13 protein-coding genes and 3 tRNA genes are annotated in these 16,254 nt (G+C 70.5%); 10 read left to right on the forward strand and 6 right to left on the reverse strand.

The features are described from left to right. The first annotated feature begins 497 nt into the window (after nucleotides 1-497). The 6 genes from ACLQ2N_RS07690 to ACLQ2N_RS07715 all read left to right on the forward strand — a co-directional run bounded on the left by ACLQ2N_RS07690 (nucleotide 498) and on the right by ACLQ2N_RS07715 (nucleotide 5,959). On the forward strand, nucleotides 498-740 hold the full coding sequence (locus ACLQ2N_RS07690; RefSeq protein WP_425810416.1) for a hypothetical protein: 243 nt from the start codon (nucleotides 498-500) through the stop codon (nucleotides 738-740). 165 nt (nucleotides 741-905) lie between these two features. After that, the gene (locus tag ACLQ2N_RS07695) at nucleotides 906-1,622 is read left to right on the forward strand and encodes a FadR/GntR family transcriptional regulator (protein WP_425810417.1); all 717 of its coding nucleotides are present in this window, start codon (nucleotides 906-908) and stop codon (nucleotides 1,620-1,622) included. A 95-nt stretch (nucleotides 1,623-1,717) separates the two neighbouring features. Next, on the forward strand, nucleotides 1,718-2,593 hold the full coding sequence (locus ACLQ2N_RS07700) for an NAD(P)-dependent oxidoreductase (RefSeq protein ID WP_425810419.1): 876 nt from the start codon (nucleotides 1,718-1,720) through the stop codon (nucleotides 2,591-2,593). A 107-nt stretch (nucleotides 2,594-2,700) separates the two neighbouring features. Continuing rightward, the gene (locus ACLQ2N_RS07705; protein ID WP_425810421.1) at nucleotides 2,701-4,053 is read left to right on the forward strand and encodes an MFS transporter; all 1,353 of its coding nucleotides are present in this window, start codon (nucleotides 2,701-2,703) and stop codon (nucleotides 4,051-4,053) included. Further along, complete coding sequence (locus tag ACLQ2N_RS07710; protein WP_425810423.1) at nucleotides 4,050-4,958, forward strand: transketolase; 909 nt, start codon at nucleotides 4,050-4,052, stop codon at nucleotides 4,956-4,958. The genes ACLQ2N_RS07705 and ACLQ2N_RS07710 overlap by 4 nt, the downstream gene beginning before the upstream one ends. 2 nt (nucleotides 4,959-4,960) lie before the next feature. Next, a complete protein-coding gene (locus tag ACLQ2N_RS07715; RefSeq protein WP_425810425.1) occupies nucleotides 4,961-5,959 on the forward strand; it encodes a transketolase family protein in 999 nt (332 codons plus the stop codon). 194 nt (nucleotides 5,960-6,153) lie between these two features. Here ACLQ2N_RS07715 and ACLQ2N_RS07720 read toward each other — a convergent pair whose 3' ends face one another. The 4 genes from ACLQ2N_RS07720 to ACLQ2N_RS07735 form a co-directional block, all read right to left on the reverse strand. Beyond that, entirely contained in the window at nucleotides 6,154-6,450 is a 297-nt protein-coding gene (locus ACLQ2N_RS07720; RefSeq protein WP_425810427.1) for a helix-turn-helix domain-containing protein, read from the reverse strand. A 377-nt stretch (nucleotides 6,451-6,827) separates the two neighbouring features. Beyond that, a tRNA-Ile gene (locus ACLQ2N_RS07725) sits at nucleotides 6,828-6,904 on the reverse strand. Nucleotides 6,905-7,070: 166 nt separating this feature from the next. Beyond that, nucleotides 7,071-7,143 (reverse strand) — tRNA-Asn (locus ACLQ2N_RS07730). Nucleotides 7,144-7,148: 5 nt separating this feature from the next. After that, nucleotides 7,149-7,221, reverse strand: a tRNA-Asn gene (locus tag ACLQ2N_RS07735). Nucleotides 7,222-7,401: 180 nt separating this feature from the next. Here ACLQ2N_RS07735 and ACLQ2N_RS07740 point away from each other — a divergent pair. The 4 genes from ACLQ2N_RS07740 to ACLQ2N_RS07755 all read left to right on the forward strand — a co-directional run bounded on the left by ACLQ2N_RS07740 (nucleotide 7,402) and on the right by ACLQ2N_RS07755 (nucleotide 13,025). Further along, the gene (locus ACLQ2N_RS07740; protein WP_425811304.1) at nucleotides 7,402-7,701 is read left to right on the forward strand and encodes a YtxH domain-containing protein; all 300 of its coding nucleotides are present in this window, start codon (nucleotides 7,402-7,404) and stop codon (nucleotides 7,699-7,701) included. A gap of 78 nt (nucleotides 7,702-7,779) precedes the next feature. After that, nucleotides 7,780-9,225, forward strand: coding sequence for an FGGY family carbohydrate kinase (locus tag ACLQ2N_RS07745; RefSeq protein ID WP_425810429.1), 1,446 nt, complete (start codon nucleotides 7,780-7,782; stop codon nucleotides 9,223-9,225). 135 nt (nucleotides 9,226-9,360) lie between these two features. Further along, complete coding sequence (locus tag ACLQ2N_RS07750) at nucleotides 9,361-11,094, forward strand: ABC transporter ATP-binding protein (protein ID WP_425810431.1); 1,734 nt, start codon at nucleotides 9,361-9,363, stop codon at nucleotides 11,092-11,094. Then, the gene (locus ACLQ2N_RS07755; RefSeq protein ID WP_425810433.1) at nucleotides 11,094-13,025 is read left to right on the forward strand and encodes an ABC transporter ATP-binding protein; all 1,932 of its coding nucleotides are present in this window, start codon (nucleotides 11,094-11,096) and stop codon (nucleotides 13,023-13,025) included. Before ACLQ2N_RS07750 ends, ACLQ2N_RS07755 begins: the two co-directional genes overlap by 1 nt. A 46-nt stretch (nucleotides 13,026-13,071) precedes the next feature. Here ACLQ2N_RS07755 and ACLQ2N_RS07760 read toward each other — a convergent pair whose 3' ends face one another. After that, the gene (locus tag ACLQ2N_RS07760; protein WP_425810435.1) at nucleotides 13,072-14,115 is read right to left on the reverse strand and encodes an RNA polymerase sigma factor; all 1,044 of its coding nucleotides are present in this window, start codon (nucleotides 14,113-14,115) and stop codon (nucleotides 13,072-13,074) included. A 152-nt stretch (nucleotides 14,116-14,267) separates the two neighbouring features. Beyond that, a complete protein-coding gene (gene dnaG, locus ACLQ2N_RS07765; RefSeq protein ID WP_425810437.1) occupies nucleotides 14,268-16,175 on the reverse strand; it encodes a DNA primase in 1,908 nt (635 codons plus the stop codon). Between the last annotated feature and the right edge of the window lie 79 nt (nucleotides 16,176-16,254).

Below are 16,254 nucleotides of genomic sequence, written 5' to 3' on the forward strand. Positions count from 1 at the left end.
CCCCGGGGGATGCGTGCCGGCCTGTCGCGAAGTGATGAGTGGCGACCTGTCCCATCTCACCGGCGCTGCCGACCAAGTGGGCCGAGGTGGCGGGCAAGTCAAGACGATCGAGAGCCAGCACGAACGGGATGTCCATGACGTCTCACTCGGAGAGTCGTGGGTCGGCCGGAGCACCACCCCGGCTACCAGAAAAGCGTGCGCGCGCAGGTGGGCCGATCTCCTCGACCAGGCGTTCCAGGCGGTCACGGTCACTGACGCCGACGACGACATCAGGCCGGCCCTCGCAAGCCGTGGTGGTCGACTCCGACATCAGGGTCGGGACCATGAACGGCTTCAAACAGAAGCCCTGTGAAGAGCCTTTATCCCTCACGGGAGGGGCTGGCAAGGCCGCCGGCATGCCGAAGGGTCGCCTGGCAGAGGGGTGGCGAGATCTCGCTCCTGCCACCCGCAGCATCCGGCTGCGAGAGCGCGGCGACGACCGTCGAGAAGCAGGGATCATGGCCCCGCTGTACGAGTGGAGTCCGGCCGACGCGGGCTCGGGAGCATTCGACACGGAGACCTCACGGAACTCAGGATCGCACTCCGACGCTTCTCCGCTGCCCTGCCGAGCAGGAGGCCGGGGCCCGCCGCAGCGCCTGGTCAAGCAGGCCGATGCCGATGCCCAGCGCTGCCGCCTGACCGGTGAGGGCGAGAAGGCGCACCGCGCCGCCGCACTCGGAGACGCCGTACGCATCGGGTGAGGCGGAAACCGCCGCGAGCGACACGAAGGGCGCGACGCGCCACCCACACGCGCGATTGGTTAAACCAAAGTGTTGACCTCTCGGTTTCCAGCGTCGTAACCTCGCCAAATTGGTTAAACCAATGCGTTTGGTGGCTCTGGCGGTCACCGGTGTGAGGAGGCTTTGATGGCCATGGACCTGGCCCAGTTGGTGCGTGCGCTCTCGGAGCAGAGCACCCCGGACGGCGGCGAAGGGCGGCTGCGGCTGCCCACCGAGCGCGCGCTCGTGGACAGCCTGGAGATCAGCCGCGGGGCGCTGCGCGAGCAACTGTCGATCCTGGAGCACCTCGGCTTCCTGGACCGCACCCAGGGCCGCGGCTCCTACCTGACGGCGCCCGGCACCGGCTTCCTCCAGCTCTACTTCGACCTGGCGGGCCAGCTCGGGCACCTCAGCCAGCCGCAGTTCCGCGACGCGCGGGAGATCCTGGAGATCGCGCTGGCCGAGGCCGCGGCCCGCCGCGCCACCGCGGACGACGTCGACGCCTTGCGCGCACTCGTGGACGAGATGGTCCGGGCCACCACCGCGGGCGAACACGGCGCCGCGCTCGAAGCCGACCTCGATTTCCACCACCGCCTGTGCGACATCGTGGGCAACCCGGTGTTCAGCATGCTGCACGACGCCCTCAGCCACGCGCTCCGCAGCGAACTCGTCGAACGGCGCGAGCGCGCCGGGCAGGTCCCGCTGCCGCCCGGCCGCAGCCTGGTCATCGACACCGTGCACTACGGAATCGTCGAGGCCATAGACGGGCGCGACGCCGAGGGTACGCGCGCCGCCATGCGCCGCCACTTCGAGGTCTGGTCCTCGTTCACCGACGCCTCGGCCCACGAGGCCGTCCGCCCCTGACCCACTTCGGATCCCTGCCCCCGCGGGTCCGGCTGATCATGAGCCGGCCGCAGTCGGGCACCGATCCCGCCCGGGCCGCTGAAAGGAACCACCTCATGACCCCCCAATCCCTCACCTTCGTCGGTATCGGCGCCATCGGGCTGCCCATGGCCGCGCGCATCGCCGCCGCCGGACACCGCGTCACCGGCGTCGACCCCGCCCCCGGCGCGATCGACCGCGCCCGTGATGCCGGACTCGCCGGCGCCGTCGGCTCCGTCGCCCAGGCGCCGGAGGCCCCGGTGACCGTCGTGATGGTCGCCACGCCCGACCAACTGGCCACCCTCGTGGACACCGCCCTCGACGCCCGCCCCGACCAGGCCGGACGTCACTGGGTGATCATGAGTACGGTCGGCCCGGAGACGGTGCGCCGTGAGGGCCGACGACTCGCCGAGGCCGGCGCGCATGTCATCGACGCACCCGTGACCGGCGGCGTCGCCCGTGCCCGTACCGGCGAACTCACCATCTTCGCCGCCGGTGACACCGCGGACGTGACCACCGTGATCCCTGTGCTGGGCGCCTGCGGCACCGTGCGCACGGTCGGTGACCGGCTCGGCGAGGGCCAGGCCATCAAAATAGTCAACCAGCACCTGTGCTCGGTCCACATCGTCGCCGCGGCCGAGGCCCTCAACCTCGCCGGCGCCCTCGGCCTCGACCGCCACACAGTCCTCGGACTGATCGAGACCGGGGCTGCAGGGTCGTTCATGCTCTCCGACCGCGGGCCGCGGATGCTCGAAGGCACCGACACCGAAGTCACCAGCACCGTCTCGATCTTCGTCAAGGACAGCGGCCTGGTCGCCGATGCGGCCCGTGCCGCCGACGCGGACACCCCGCTCCTCGACCTCTCCCGCGACCGCTACCTGGCCGCCGCCGAGCGCGGACTCGCCGCCCGCGACGACTCCCGCGTCATCGAGACGTACCAGAAGACCCCCTGATCGCCCCTCAGGGCACCGGCGCCACCCCCGAGCGCCGGGCCGGAGTGCCTCCGTCTCTCCCTCGGGCCGAACCCGGACCGCACCCCGGGCAGAACAAGGAGCCGCCGATGAGTGCCGTCAGCAACGCCGCCGACGCGTCCCACCGCGACAACCCCGCCAAAGTCTCTCTCGCCTCCATGGTCGGATCGGCGGTGGAGAGCTATGACTTCTTCATCTACGGAACAGCCTCCGCCGCCTACTTCGGCACCGCCTTCTTCCACACCGACAACAAGCTCGTCGGTGTTCTCGCGTCCTTCGCCACCCTCGCCGTCGGCTTCTTCTTCCGGCCCCTCGGCGGTTATCTCGCCGGTCACTTCGGCGACCGCATCGGGCGCAAGACCGTCCTCAACGCCTCCCTACTCCTGATGGGAACGGCCACGGTCCTCGTCGGCGCGCTCCCCACCTACGCCCAGGCGGGCATCGCCGCACCGCTGCTGCTGATCCTGCTGCGCATCCTGCAGGGCATCGGTTTCGGGGCCGAGTGGGGCGGCGCCGTCCTGATGGCCGTCGAACACGCGCCACCGCGCCGCCGAGGCTGGTTCGGAGCCGTCCCGCAGATCGGCATCCCTGCAGGTCTCCTCCTGGCCAACGGCACCTTCCTGATCAGCGAGCAACTGTTCACCGGAAACTGGGTGTGGCGCGCGCCGTTCCTGCTGTCAATCGTGATGGTAGTCGTCGGGCTCTTCATCCGGCTGCGGATCGAGGAGTCCCCGGAGTTCACCGAGATGAAGGAGCGCGGTGAGATCCGCAAGACGCCCGCGCTCGATGTGCTGCGCCGCGACTGGCGGCTCATCCTGCGCATCACCGCGCTGCGGCTCGCCGAGACCGGCGGCTACTACATCGCCACCAGCTTCGTCCTCTCCTACGTCGGTCTCGCCGAGCTCGGCACCAGCAACGACGTACTCCTGGGAACGGTCATCGGCTCCGCCGTCGGCCTCGGCAGCCACCTCTTCTTCGGCGCCCTGTCCGACCGCATCGGCCGCAAGCCGGTGTTCCTCATCGGGGCTGTCTTCACCATCGCCTTCGGCTTCCCGCTGTTCCTTCTGGTCAACACCGGTGTCACCGCCCTGATCGTGACAGCCGTCGTGCTCGCCCTGGTGCTGAGCCACGACCCGATCTTCGCCGTCGAATCCTCGTGGTTCTCCGAGCAGTTCCCGCGCGAGGTCCGCTCCTCCGGCATCTCGCTCGGCTACAACCTGGCCTCCCTCGTCGCCGGTCTACTGCCGTTCGCCGCCACCGCCCTGTATGGCTGGATCGGCTGGGCGGGTCCCGCCGCCCTGTTCTGCCTCCTCGGCATCGCCTCCGTGTCCGCCGCGATCGGCGCTCCGGAGACGGCCCCGGCCAGGACCGGCCTCGACGAGGGCACCCCGTCCGCTTCCGCCGATTCATCCGCCACCCCCATCCCCGAGAAGGTCCGATGACTGCCACAACCGTGACCGGGGCCCGCCACACGGCCCGCACCCTGCCCGAGCGCGTCGCCCATGTCAGCGAGGCCGCGTACCGCATGCGCCACCACGTCCTGACCATGGGCGAAGGACAGGGCCAGGGCTACGTCGGCCAGGCCCTCGGCGCCGCCGACACGCTCGCCGCCGTCTACACCGACCAGCTGCGGCTGCGCCCCGAGGACCCCGAGTGGTCCGGCCGCGACCGCTTCCTGCTCTCCACCGGCCACTACGCGATCGGCCTGTACGCCGCGCTCGCCGAGGCCGGAACCATCCCCGTCGACGAACTCGCCACGTACGGCACCGACGACTCCCGCCTGCCGATGTCCGGGATGGCCTCGTACACGCCCGGCATGGAGATATCCGGCGGCTCCCTCGGCCACGGCCTGACCGTCGCTGTGGGCATCGCCCTCGGCCTGCGCCACCAGAACAATCCCGCCCGGGTGTTCAACTTCCTCTCCGACGGCGAACTCGACGAGGGCTCCACGTGGGAGGCGGCCATGGGCGCCCACCACCACAAGCTCGGCCACCTCACCGCCCTGGTCGACATGAACGCCCTGCAGGCCGACGGCGCCACCAACACCGTGCTCTCCATCGAGCCGGCCGACGACAAGTGGCGGGCCTGCGGCTGGTTCACCCAGCGCGTCGACGGCAACGACGTCGAAGCCCTGCTGCGTGCCCTGGACGCGGCCACCGAACAGGCCGCCGCCGAAGGCCGGCCCTCCGTGATCCTGTGCGACACCCGCGTCGGCCGCGGGGTCCCACTCCTGGAGAACCGCGAGAAGGCCCACTTCATGCGGATCGAGCAGCACGAATGGGAGATCTGCCGACAGCAGCTGACGGCCGGTCACGACGCCGTGGCCGCCAACGGAACGGAAGCCTGACCATGACGACCACCACCGCAGCCCAGCCGAAGCGCCTCACCACCTCGGCGATGATCGCCTCCTTCGCCGACCCCGGCCAGCGCACCTCCCCGGCCCCCTTCGGCAAGGCGCTCGCCGAACTCGCCGGGAGCGACCGGCGGATCGTCGGCCTCACCGCCGACCTCGGCAAGTACACCGACATGCACGTCTTCGCGCAGGCCCACCCCGACCGGTTCTTCCAGATGGGCATGGCCGAACAGCTGCTGTTCGGCGCGGCGGCCGGCATGGCGGAGACGGGCCTCGTCCCGTTCGCGTCGACGTACTCGGTGTTCGCGGCCCGTCGCGCGTACGACTTCATCTGCCTGGACATCGCCGAGCCGAACCTCAACGTCAACATCGTCGGCGGCCTGCCCGGCCTGACCACCGGCTACGGGCCGAGCCATCAGGCTACCGAGGACGTCGCGATCTTCCGCGGCATGCCCAACCTGACCATCGTCGACCCGTGCGACGCCCTCGACATCGAGCAGGCCGTCCCGCAGCTCGCCGCCCACGACGGCCCCACCTACCTGCGCCTGCTACGCGGCAAGGTGCCCCTCGTGCTCGACGAGTACGACTACACCTTCGAGCTCGGCAAGGCCAAGATCCTGCGCGGCGGCCGGGATGTCGTCCTCGTCTCCAGCGGCCTGATGACCATGCGCGCCCTGCAAGCGGCGGAGAAGCTCGCCGCCCACAACGTCGACGCGGCCGTGGTTCACAGCCCCACCCTCAAGCCGTTCGACAAGGAGACGGTCCTGCGCGAAGTCGCCGGTGACCGACTTGCGGTGACCCTGGAGAACCACACCGTCGTGGGCGGCCTGTTCGAGACGGTCGCCTCCGCCGCCGCCCGCACCGGCCTCGGCAAGCAGATCCTCCCCGTCGCTCTGCCTGACGAGTTCATCGACGCCGGCGCCCTGCCCACCCTCCACAACCGCTACGGCCTCGCGGCGGACCGGGTGGTCGAGCGAGTTCTCGCCGCGATGTGACACACCGCCGGGTGCCTACCCGGCAGCACGGCGGCCCCCCTTCCCCGCGGACGATGACCCGCAGGGAGGGGGCCCCTTTTCCCTGACGTCGACGTGGACCAGGTCGTCGAGCCGGTTGTGCTCATAGCGGATGACCTCGTGCGGCTGCTCGCCGGCCGGTGGATCGAGGTCCCGGAGCCGGTTCAGTCCTCGTCTCACCGGGATGCGGTGGGCGGTCGCCGGCGCGAGTGTGACGCCGTGCAGCCGCTGTAGGTCGGCTGCGAGCCGGGCCGGCCCGTGCTTGGTCTGCCGCCGCAGCGCCTCCACCAGGTCGGCGATGTCCTCGGGGGTGCGGGCGGGGCTGGTAGCGGGGCGGGAGGAGTGTGGTCGAGCAGTCCGTTCTCGCCGTGCGCCCGCCAGCGGGCGTACCACTTGGCCAGGCAACGGCGCGAGATCCCGGCTTCCGCAGCGACGTGCGCGATCGGACGTCCGGCGTCGATCCGCAGGCACAAGCGCAGACGTCCTTCGGGGGTCAGCGGTGCCCCCTGCTGGTGGCCCTCCTGGACTCGGCGGCCGCGTTCACCGGGAACCCTGGGCTCTCAGGGCTCCCCCGTGAGCGGCTGTGCGTGGCGTCAGCTGCGAACTTTTCGATAGCCGCCGGGGCAGTGCTGTCCCGAATCGGACATCCCCAAGTGCGGGGCGTCTCGCCATCAAGGCCGTGGGAGCAAACACCACGCATCCCACGGACAGATGACCGAAACACCAGGTCACAGCCCCATGAAAACTCGCGAGCGATCAGAACGCCGCACATCCGCTGCACCGATTCGAGGTGCCGGAGGGCGCAAAGACCAATATTTCCGCAGGTCAGAACGTTTCCGCAGGGTGAAACTGGTGGGGCGGGTGGGACTCGAACCCACGGCCGACGGATTATGAGTCCGCTGCTCTAACCGGCTGAGCTACCGCCCCGTCTCGGCGTGGCGCGTACAAGTGTGCGCACCGTCTGCCGCAGCATAGCCGGTCATACGATCTCCCGCTGCGGCTGCCCGGCTGTTGATGACCATGAAGACGGCGCTGCTCGCCGCCCGGTTCCGGGCACACGAAAAAGGACCCTCAAGGGGTCCTCTTCCGATCGCTCCCCCGACTGGACTCGAACCAGTAACCCTCCGGTTAACAGCCGAATGCTCTGCCAATTGAGCTACAGGGGATCGCGCTCCCCCGACTGGACTCGAACCAGTAACCTGCCGGTTAACAGCCGGCTGCTCTGCCAATTGAGCTACAGGGGATTGCTGCGGTGCCTCGAACGTACCTGCCTGGCGGATGCCGGGCGGCGCGCGCTCGCTGCGACACATACATTAGCGCAAGCAGGGGGGTGCTTCGCCAATCGGTATCGGCCGGGGTGATCTCGGCCGTCTGCGGGTAGGCGGGCAGCACACGTCGCACGGAGCGAAGGAAGGGTGGCAGCCATGCGGTACCGGCTCACGTTCATCGCCGGAGTGGCCCTCGGATACGTGCTCGGCACGCGGGCCGGGCGCGAGCGTTACGAGCAGCTGAAGAAGTCCGCGCGCCAGTTCGCCCAGAACCCGGCCGTGCGCAACACCTGCGAGACGGCGGCCCAGAGCGGCCGGGAGTTCGCGGGGAAGGCGTACCACGCCGTGGGCGAGAAGGTCGGCGACAAGGTGCCGGCGTCCGTGACCGAGCGGGTCCGGTCCTTCCGGGGACGCGGGAACGGCGTCGAGGACGACTGGGGGACCACCAACACCTAGAGGGCCGGTCCGGCCCCGCCGTCGCTTCTGCCGCGCCACCGGTACGGGAAACCTCCGGGGGTGCGGCAGAATCTGTGCATGGGCATAGTCGCCGGCTTGGACAGTTCTTCCGCGTTCACACACATCGTGGTCTGCGATACGGACACGGGCGCCGTACTGCGCGAGGGGTACGCCCCGCACCCCGTCGAGGCCAAGGCCACCGAGGCCGACCCGCAGGCATGGCTGCTCTCGCTCGGTGAGGCCGCCGCCGGCGGGCTGCTCGAAGGGGTGCAGGCCATCGGCGTCTCCGCGCAGCAGCACGGGCTCGTACCCCTGGACCACCAGGGCAACCTCGTACGCCCGGCGCTGCTCGGCAACGACAAGCGGGCGCAGGCCGCCGCGGCCGACCTGATCGACGGGCTGGGCGGGCGGCAGGCGTGGGCCGAGGCGGTCGGCGCGGTGCCGCAGTCCGCGCAGCCGGTGGCGAAGCTGCGCTGGCTGGCGCGGTCCGAGCCGGAGCAGGCGCAGCGGGTGGCGGCGGTGCTCCAGCCGCACGACTGGCTGGTGTGGCAGCTGCTCGGGCGGCCGGCCCGGCGGACCACCGACCGGGGTGCCGCGTCCGGCACGGGTTACTGGTCGGCGGGGACCGAGTCCTACCGGCCGGACCTGGTGGAGCTGGCGCTCGGCCGTCAGGCGGCGCTGCCCGAGGTGCTGGGCCCGTCCGAGGCGGCCGGGATGACTCCGGAGGGGCTGCTGATCTCCGCGGGGACCGGCGAGACCATGGCGGCGGCCTTCGGCCTGGGCGTCGGGGTCGGGGACGCGGTCGTGTCGCTGGGGGCCTCGGGCTCCGTGATGGCCGTGCACCACGAGGCGCTGGCCGATCCGACCGGGATGATCACCTCGTTCGCCGACGCGACGGGCATGCACCTGCCGGTGGTGCACACGTCGAACGCGGTGCGCGCGCTGCGCGGGACCGCCGAGATGCTGGACGTGGAGGGGCTGGACGCCCTGTCCGCGCTGGCCCTGAAGTCGACGCCCGGCTCCTCGGGGCTCGTGCTGCTCCCGTATCTGGAGGGCGAGCGCACCCCGCAGCTGCCGCACACCGCCGGGACGCTGTGCGGGCTGCGGCGGGAGTCGATGAAGCCGGAGCACCTGGCGCGGGCCGCGTTCGAGGGGATGCTGTGCTCGCTCGCGGACGCGCTCGACGTGCTGCGGGGCCGGGGCGTGGAGGTGCGGCGGGTCTTCCTGCTGGGCGCGGCGGCCGAGCTGCCGGCCGTCCAGCAGCTGGCGCCCGCGCTGCTGGGGACGCAGGTGGTCGTGCCGCAGCCCGCCCAGTACGCGGCGCTGGGCGCGGCCCGGCAGGCGGCGTGGGCGCTCGGCGTCTCGCAGGGGGCTCTCGACGGGCGTACTCCCCCGCCCTGGCAGGGCGCGGCGGCGCAGGTCCTGGAGCCCGGCGAGGAGCTGGCCGTGGGGCAGGCGGTACGCCAGCAGTACATCGCGACGCGGGACCAGATTCACCCGGGAGCGTTCGACTCGACACGCTGAGTGCGGAGGGACCGCGAAATTATGGACCGGGTCCGTTTTTTGACCTGGACTTGAATAAAAACGTTCGCGGTCCCGGTGAGCGGTGCCGGAAGATGGGTCGGCTCCCCCGACCTACGCCGACTCCGAGAGACACGCGTGCTCATAAAAATCCTGCGGGCCTATCTCGGTCCGTACAAGAAACCGATCGCGGTGCTGGTCGTCTTCCAGCTGCTGCAGACCTGCGCCACGCTCTATCTGCCGACCCTCAACGCCGACATCATCGACAACGGTGTCGTGCGGGGGGACACGGGCTACATCCTCCAGTACGGCGGCGTGATGATCGTCGTCAGCATCGCCCAGGTGGTCTGCAACATCGGGGCCGTCTACATCGGCGCCCGCACCGCGTCCGCGCTCGGGCGGGACGTGCGGGCGTCGGTCTTCGACCGGGTGCAGTCCTTCTCCGCGCGCGAGGTCGGGCGGTTCGGCGCCCCGTCGCTGATCACCCGTACGACCAATGACGTCCAGCAGATACAGATGCTGGTCCTGATGACGTTCACGCTGATGGTGTCGGCGCCGATCATGTGTGTCGGCGGCGTCATCATGGCGCTGGGCCAGGACGTGCCGCTCTCGGCGGTACTGCTCGCGGTGGTGCCGGTCCTCGGGGTCGCGGTCAGCCTGATCGTGCGGAAGATGCGCCCGCTGTTCCGCCAGATGCAGAAGCGCCTCGACACGGTGAACCGGGTGCTGCGCGAGCAGATCACCGGCAACCGGGTCATCCGCGCGTTCGTGCGCGACGCGTACGAAGAGGGGCGCTTCCGGGGTGCCAACACCGAGCTGACGGACGTGGCGCTGTCCACGGGCCGGCTGATGGCCCTGATGTTCCCGACGGTGATGACCGTCGTGAACGTGTCGTCCATCGCCGTGGTCTGGTTCGGTGCGCACCGCATCGACAGCGGCGGGATGGAGATCGGCGCGCTGACCGCGTTCCTCGCCTATCTGATGCAGATCGTCATGTCCGTGATGATGGCGACCTTCATGTTCATGATGGTGCCGCGCGCCGAGGTGTGCGCGGAGCGCATCCAGGAGGTCCTGGAGACGGATTCCAGCGTCGTCCCGCCCGTCGAGCCGGTGCGCGAGCTGCGCGCCCACGGGCACCTGGAGGTGCGCGGCGCGGACTTCCGCTACCCGGGCGCCGAGGAGCCGGTGCTGCGGGCCGTCGACCTGGTGGCGCGGCCGGGCGAGACGACCGCGATCATCGGGTCGACGGGCAGCGGGAAGTCGACGCTGCTCGGGCTCGTACCCCGGCTGTTCGACGTGACGGACGGCCAGGTGCTGGTCGACGGGACGGACGTGCGGACGCTGGACCCGGCACTGCTGGCCAAAACGGTGAGCCTGGTCCCGCAGAAGCCGTACCTGTTCTCCGGGACGGTCGCGACGAACCTGCGGTACGGGAATCCGGACGCGACCGACGAGGAGCTGTGGCACGCGCTGGAGGTGGCCCAGGCGAAGGAGTTCGTCCAGGGCCTGGAGCACGGGCTCGACGCGCCGATCGCGCAGGGCGGCACCAATGTCTCCGGCGGTCAGCGCCAGCGGCTCTCGATCGCGCGGACGCTGGTGCAGCGCCCGGAGATCTACCTCTTCGACGACTCGTTCTCGGCGCTGGACTACGCGACCGACGCGGCGCTGCGTACCGCGCTCGGGCGGGAGACCGCCGAGGCGACCGTGGTGATCGTGGCCCAGCGGGTGTCCACCATCCGGGAGGCCGACCGGATCATCGTGCTGGACGAGGGGCGGGTCGTCGGAACCGGCACCCATCACGAGCTGATGGAAGGCAATGACACGTACCGGGAGATCGTGCTCTCCCAGCTGACGGAAGCGGAGGCCGCGTAATGGCCGGGCCTGGCGGACGCATGATGGCGGGCGGGGCGCCGACCGAGCGGTCCATGGACTTCAAGGGGTCCTCGAAGCGGCTGCTGAAGCGCTTCGCCGTCGAGAAGAACACCCTGTACGGGATGCTGGTCGCGGTCGCGTTCAGCGTCGGGCTCTCCGTGTTCGGTCCGAAGATCCTCGGCAAGGCGACCGACCTGGTCTTCGCCGGGGTCATCGGCCGGTCCATGGACGCGGGCACGACGAAGGAGCAGGCGGTCGAGGGCCTGCGCAGGAGCAACAGCGGCCTGGCCGACATGCTGTCCGGGGTGGACTTCACGCCGGGGCAGGGCATCGACTTCGGCGCGGTCGGCGACGTCCTGCTGATGGCGCTGGCGGTCTACGTCGGCGCGGGGCTGCTGATGCTGGTGTCGACGCGGCTGTCGATCCGGGTGATCAACCGGGTCGTGTTCCAGCTGCGCGAGGACATCCAGACCAAGCTGTCGCGGCTGCCGCTCTCGTACTTCGACCGAGCCAAGCGCGGCGAGGTGCTGAGCCGGGCGACGAACGACATCGACAACATCTCGCAGACGATGCAGCAGACGATGGGCCAGCTCATCAACTCGCTGCTGACGATCATCGGCGTGCTGGTGATGATGTTCTGGATCTCGCCGCTGCTGGCGCTGGTCGCGCTGGTGACCGTGCCGCTGTCGGTGGTCGTGGCGACGAAGGTCGGCAAGCGCTCGCAGCCGCAGTTCGTGCAGCAGTGGAAGGTGACGGGCAAGCTCAACGCCCACATCGAGGAGATGTACACCGGCCACACCCTGGTGAAGGTCTTCGGCCGGCAGCAGGAGTCCGCGAGGGACTTCGCCGAGCAGAACGAGGCGCTGTACGAGGCCGGGTTCAAGGCGCAGTTCAACAGCGGGATCATGCAGCCGCTGATGATGTTCGTGTCGAACCTGAACTACGTGCTGATCGCCGTGGTCGGCGGGCTCCGGGTCGCGTCCGGCTCGCTGTCGATCGGTGACGTGCAGGCGTTCATCCAGTACTCGCGGCAGTTCTCGATGCCGCTGACCCAGGTCGCCTCGATGGCGAACCTGGTGCAGTCCGGTGTCGCCTCGGCGGAGCGGATCTTCGAACTGCTGGACGCCGAGGAGCAGGAGGCCGACCCGGCGAAGGGCGAGGGCGAGCACCCCGGCGTCCTGCGCGGCAGCGTCGCGCTGGAGCACGTGTCGTTCCGCTACGACCCGGAGAAGCCGCTCATCGAGGACCTGTCGCTGAACGTCGAACCGGGCCACACGGTCGCGATCGTCGGCCCGACGGGCGCCGGCAAGACGACGCTGGTCAACCTGCTGATGCGGTTCTACGAGGTGACGGGCGGCCGGATCACGCTGGACGGCGTGGACATCGCGAAGATGTCGCGGGCGGACCTGCGCTCCGGCATCGGCATGGTCCTCCAGGACACCTGGCTGTTCGGCGGGACCATCGCGGAGAACATCGCCTACGGCGCCTCCGGTGACGTCAGCCGGGAGCGGATCGAGGAGGCGGCGCGGGCGGCCCACGCGGACCGCTTCATCCGGACCCTGCCGGACGGCTACGACACGGTGATCGACGACGAGGGCTCCGGGGTCAGCGCGGGCGAGAAGCAGCTGATCACGATCGCCCGGGCGTTCCTGTCCGACCCGGTGATACTCGTGCTGGACGAGGCGACCAGCTCCGTGGACACCCGGACCGAGGTGCTGATCCAGAAGGCGATGGCGGGCCTGGCGCACGGCCGTACCAGCTTCGTGATCGCGCACCGGCTCTCCACCATCCGGGACGCCGACGTCATCCTGGTCATGGAGAACGGCTCGATCGTGGAGCAGGGCACGCACGACGAACTGCTGGACGCGAAGGGCGCCTACGCCCGGCTGTACGCGGCGCAGTTCGCCCAGGCGGTCGCCGAGGTCGACTGAGCGGTACGGCCGCTTCGCGGCTGCCCCGGGTGTACGCGTCCGCGCGTCAGTCGAGGTAGCCGCGGAGCTGGCCGGCGGAGGCGTGGTCGCGGAGTCTGTTGAGGGTCCTGGACTCGATCTGGCGGATGCGTTCGCGGGTCACGCCGAAGAGGCGGCCGATCTCCTCCAGGGTGCGCGGCCGTCCGTCGACCAGCCCGTAGCGCAGCTGGACCACCTCGCGTTCGCGCTCGCCCAGCGTGGAGAGCACATCCTCCAGGTGCCGGCGCAGCAGCAGGAAGGCGGCGGACTCCACGGGGGACGCGGCGTCGCCGTCCTCGATGAGGTCGCCGAGCGAGACGTCGTCCTCCTCGCCGACCGGGGCGTGCAGCGAGATGGGTTCCTGGGCGAGGCGCAGGATCTCGCCGACCCGCTCGGGCGTCAGGTCGAGGTGGGCGGCGATCTCCTCGGGCGTGGGCTCGTAGCCGCGTTCCTGGAGCATGCGGCGCTGGACCCGGACGACGCGGTTGATCAGCTCCACGACGTGGACCGGGACGCGTATGGTGCGCGCCTGGTCCGCGAGGGCGCGGGACATGGCCTGCCGGATCCACCAGGTCGCGTACGTGGAGAACTTGTAGCCGCGCGCGTAGTCGAACTTCTCAACGGCGCGGATCAGCCCGAGGTTCCCCTCCTGGACGAGGTCGAGCATGGTCAGGCCGCGGCCCACGTAGCGCTTGGCGACGGAGACGACGAGGCGCAGGTTGGCCTCGATCAGGCGGCGCTTGGCCGTGCGGCCCATGACGACGAGCCGGTCCAGGTCGACGGCGAGGCGGGTGTCGGGGTCCGGGGTGCGGGCGAGGCGTTCCTCGGCGAACAGGCCGGCCTCGATGCGCCGGGCGAGCTCCACCTCGTCGGCTGCGGTGAGCAGCGGGATGCGCCCGATCTCGCGCAGGTACTGGCGGAACAGGTCCGAGGTGGGCCCGGCCTCCGGTCTGCCGCGCGGCTCCGGGGGCTCGTCGGGCTCCTCCATGACCCCTTCGGGATGGCGCGCGGCCATGGCCTGCACGGGGACGGCCGGGGCGCGTTCGGCTTCGGTGACGGTCCGGGTCTGCACGGGGGCGACCTCCAGGTGATCGCTGCCGGACCGCGGGGGTGGGGCCGCGCTCCGATGACTCAGGGCACCGCCATCCAGTGTGGGGTACGACACACAGCCGCCACGAGGGGCGTGCGGTGACTTTCTGAGTCCGCTCCGTTACAGGCCCTGGGTCAGAGCGCGGCGGCGCCGTGGTTGCGCAGGGTCTGGGCGTACTGCTGGAGGACCCAGACCTCGTTCTGCGCGGCTGCGAGGTGGTCGGGGGCCACATTGCTGCCGAGGCGGGCCAGGCTGCTCTGGACGTCGTTGATCCGGCGGTCCACGGCGCGCAGGCGGACCTTGACCAGGTGCTCGCCGGCGTAGGCCTCGTCGATGGACTTGCCGTGGAAGACCTCGACCGCGAGCTCGGTGATCAGCTTGCGCACGGCTTCGTTGGGCGTGGCGTCGAGGACCCGGACGAGATATTCGCGGCTGTCGGCGAGGCCCTGTTCGGCGCCGCCCGCTTCTTCGATGCACTGGCGCACGGCGGTGTAGGGGGGTGCCGTGAACTCGTCGGCCCCGTAGGCGTCGAAGGCGGGCGCGACCAGCTCGGGGCGCTGGAGGGCGAGCTTGAGCAGTTCGCGCTCGGTGCGGTGGGCGGGGCTGCGGAGGTTGAGCGCGGGTCCCGAGGGGACGGGCTGGGCCTGGACCTGCTGGTGGCGGGCGCCACCGCGGGAGGCGGGGGCGGGACCGCGCCGGTCGCCGCCCCGGCCCCGGGCCCACTGGGCGAGCTGGTTGATCCGGTGGACGACGTACTCCTGGTCCAGGATGCCGATGAAGCCGGCCAGCTGGACGGCGACCTCGCGCTGGACGCTGCCCGTCTTGATCTTGGCGACGACGGGGGCGGCCTCGTCCAGCGCGGCGGCGCGGCCGGCCGGCGTTTCCAGGTCGTACCGCCCGACGATCTGGCGCAGCGCGAACTCGAAGAGCGGGGTGCGCGGTTCGACCAGGTCGCGGACGGCGTCGTCGCCCTTGACCAGGCGCAGGTCGCACGGGTCCATGTTGTCCGGGGCGATGGCGATGTACGTCTCGGCGGCGAACTTCTGGTCGTCCTCGAAGGCGCGCAGGGCGGCCTTCTGGCCGGCCGCGTCGCCGTCGAAGGTGAAGATCACGCGGGCGCTGCCGTTGTCCATGAGGAGGCGGCGGAGGATCTTGATGTGGTCGCCGCCGAAGGCGGTCCCGCAGGTGGCGATGGCGGTGGTGACCCCGGCGAGGTGGCAGGCCATCACGTCGGTGTAGCCCTCGACCACGACGGCCCGGCTGGACTTGGCGATGTCCTTCTTGGCCAGGTCGATGCCGTACAGCACCTGGGACTTCTTGTAGATCGGGGTCTCGGGGGTGTTGAGGTACTTCGGGCCGTTGTCGTCGTCCCGGAGCTTGCGGGCGCCGAAGCCGACGACGTCCCCGGCGGTGTCGCGGATGGGCCACATCAGGCGGCCCCGGAAGCGGTCGATGGGGCCGCGCCTGCCGTCCTGGGAGAGGCCGGAGGTGATCAGCTCCTTGTCGCTGAAGCCCTTACCGCGCAGGAAGCGGGTGAGGTGGTCCCAGCCGGCCGGGCTGTAACCGACGCCGAAGTGGGCGGCGGCGGCCTGGTCGAAGCCCCGGTCCGCGAGGAACGCGCGGCCGATCTCGGCCTCGGGGCCGTTCAGCTGGTCCACGTAGAACTGGGCGGCCGCCTTGTGCGCCTCGACCAGCCTGATCCGCTCGCCGCGCTGGTGGGAGGGGTTGTAGCCGCCCTCCTCGTAGCGCAGGGTGATGCCGGCCTTGGCGGCGAGCCGCTCGACGACCTCCGCGAACGTCAGGTGGTCGATCTTCTGCACGAAGGCGATCGTGTCGCCGCCCTCCTGGCAGCCGAAGCAGTGGAAGAGACCCTTGCTCGGACTGACCTGGAAGGAGGGGGACTTCTCGTCGTGGAAGGGGCAGAGGCCCTTGAGGTTGCCCCCGCCCGCGTTGCGCAGCTGGAGGTACTCGGAAACGACGGCGTCGATCGGGACCGCGTCCCGTACCGCCTTCACATCGTCGTCATTGATCCTGCCTGCCACGCGTTGAAGTCTACGGGTGGCATCGGACAGGGACGCCGCGGGCGGGGGCGGTCCCGGGCCGGCGCGGGGTGCGGGGGCT

This window comes from Streptomyces sp. DT224, from assembly GCF_049844595.1.
GTDB lineage: Bacteria > Actinomycetota > Actinomycetes > Streptomycetales > Streptomycetaceae > Streptomyces.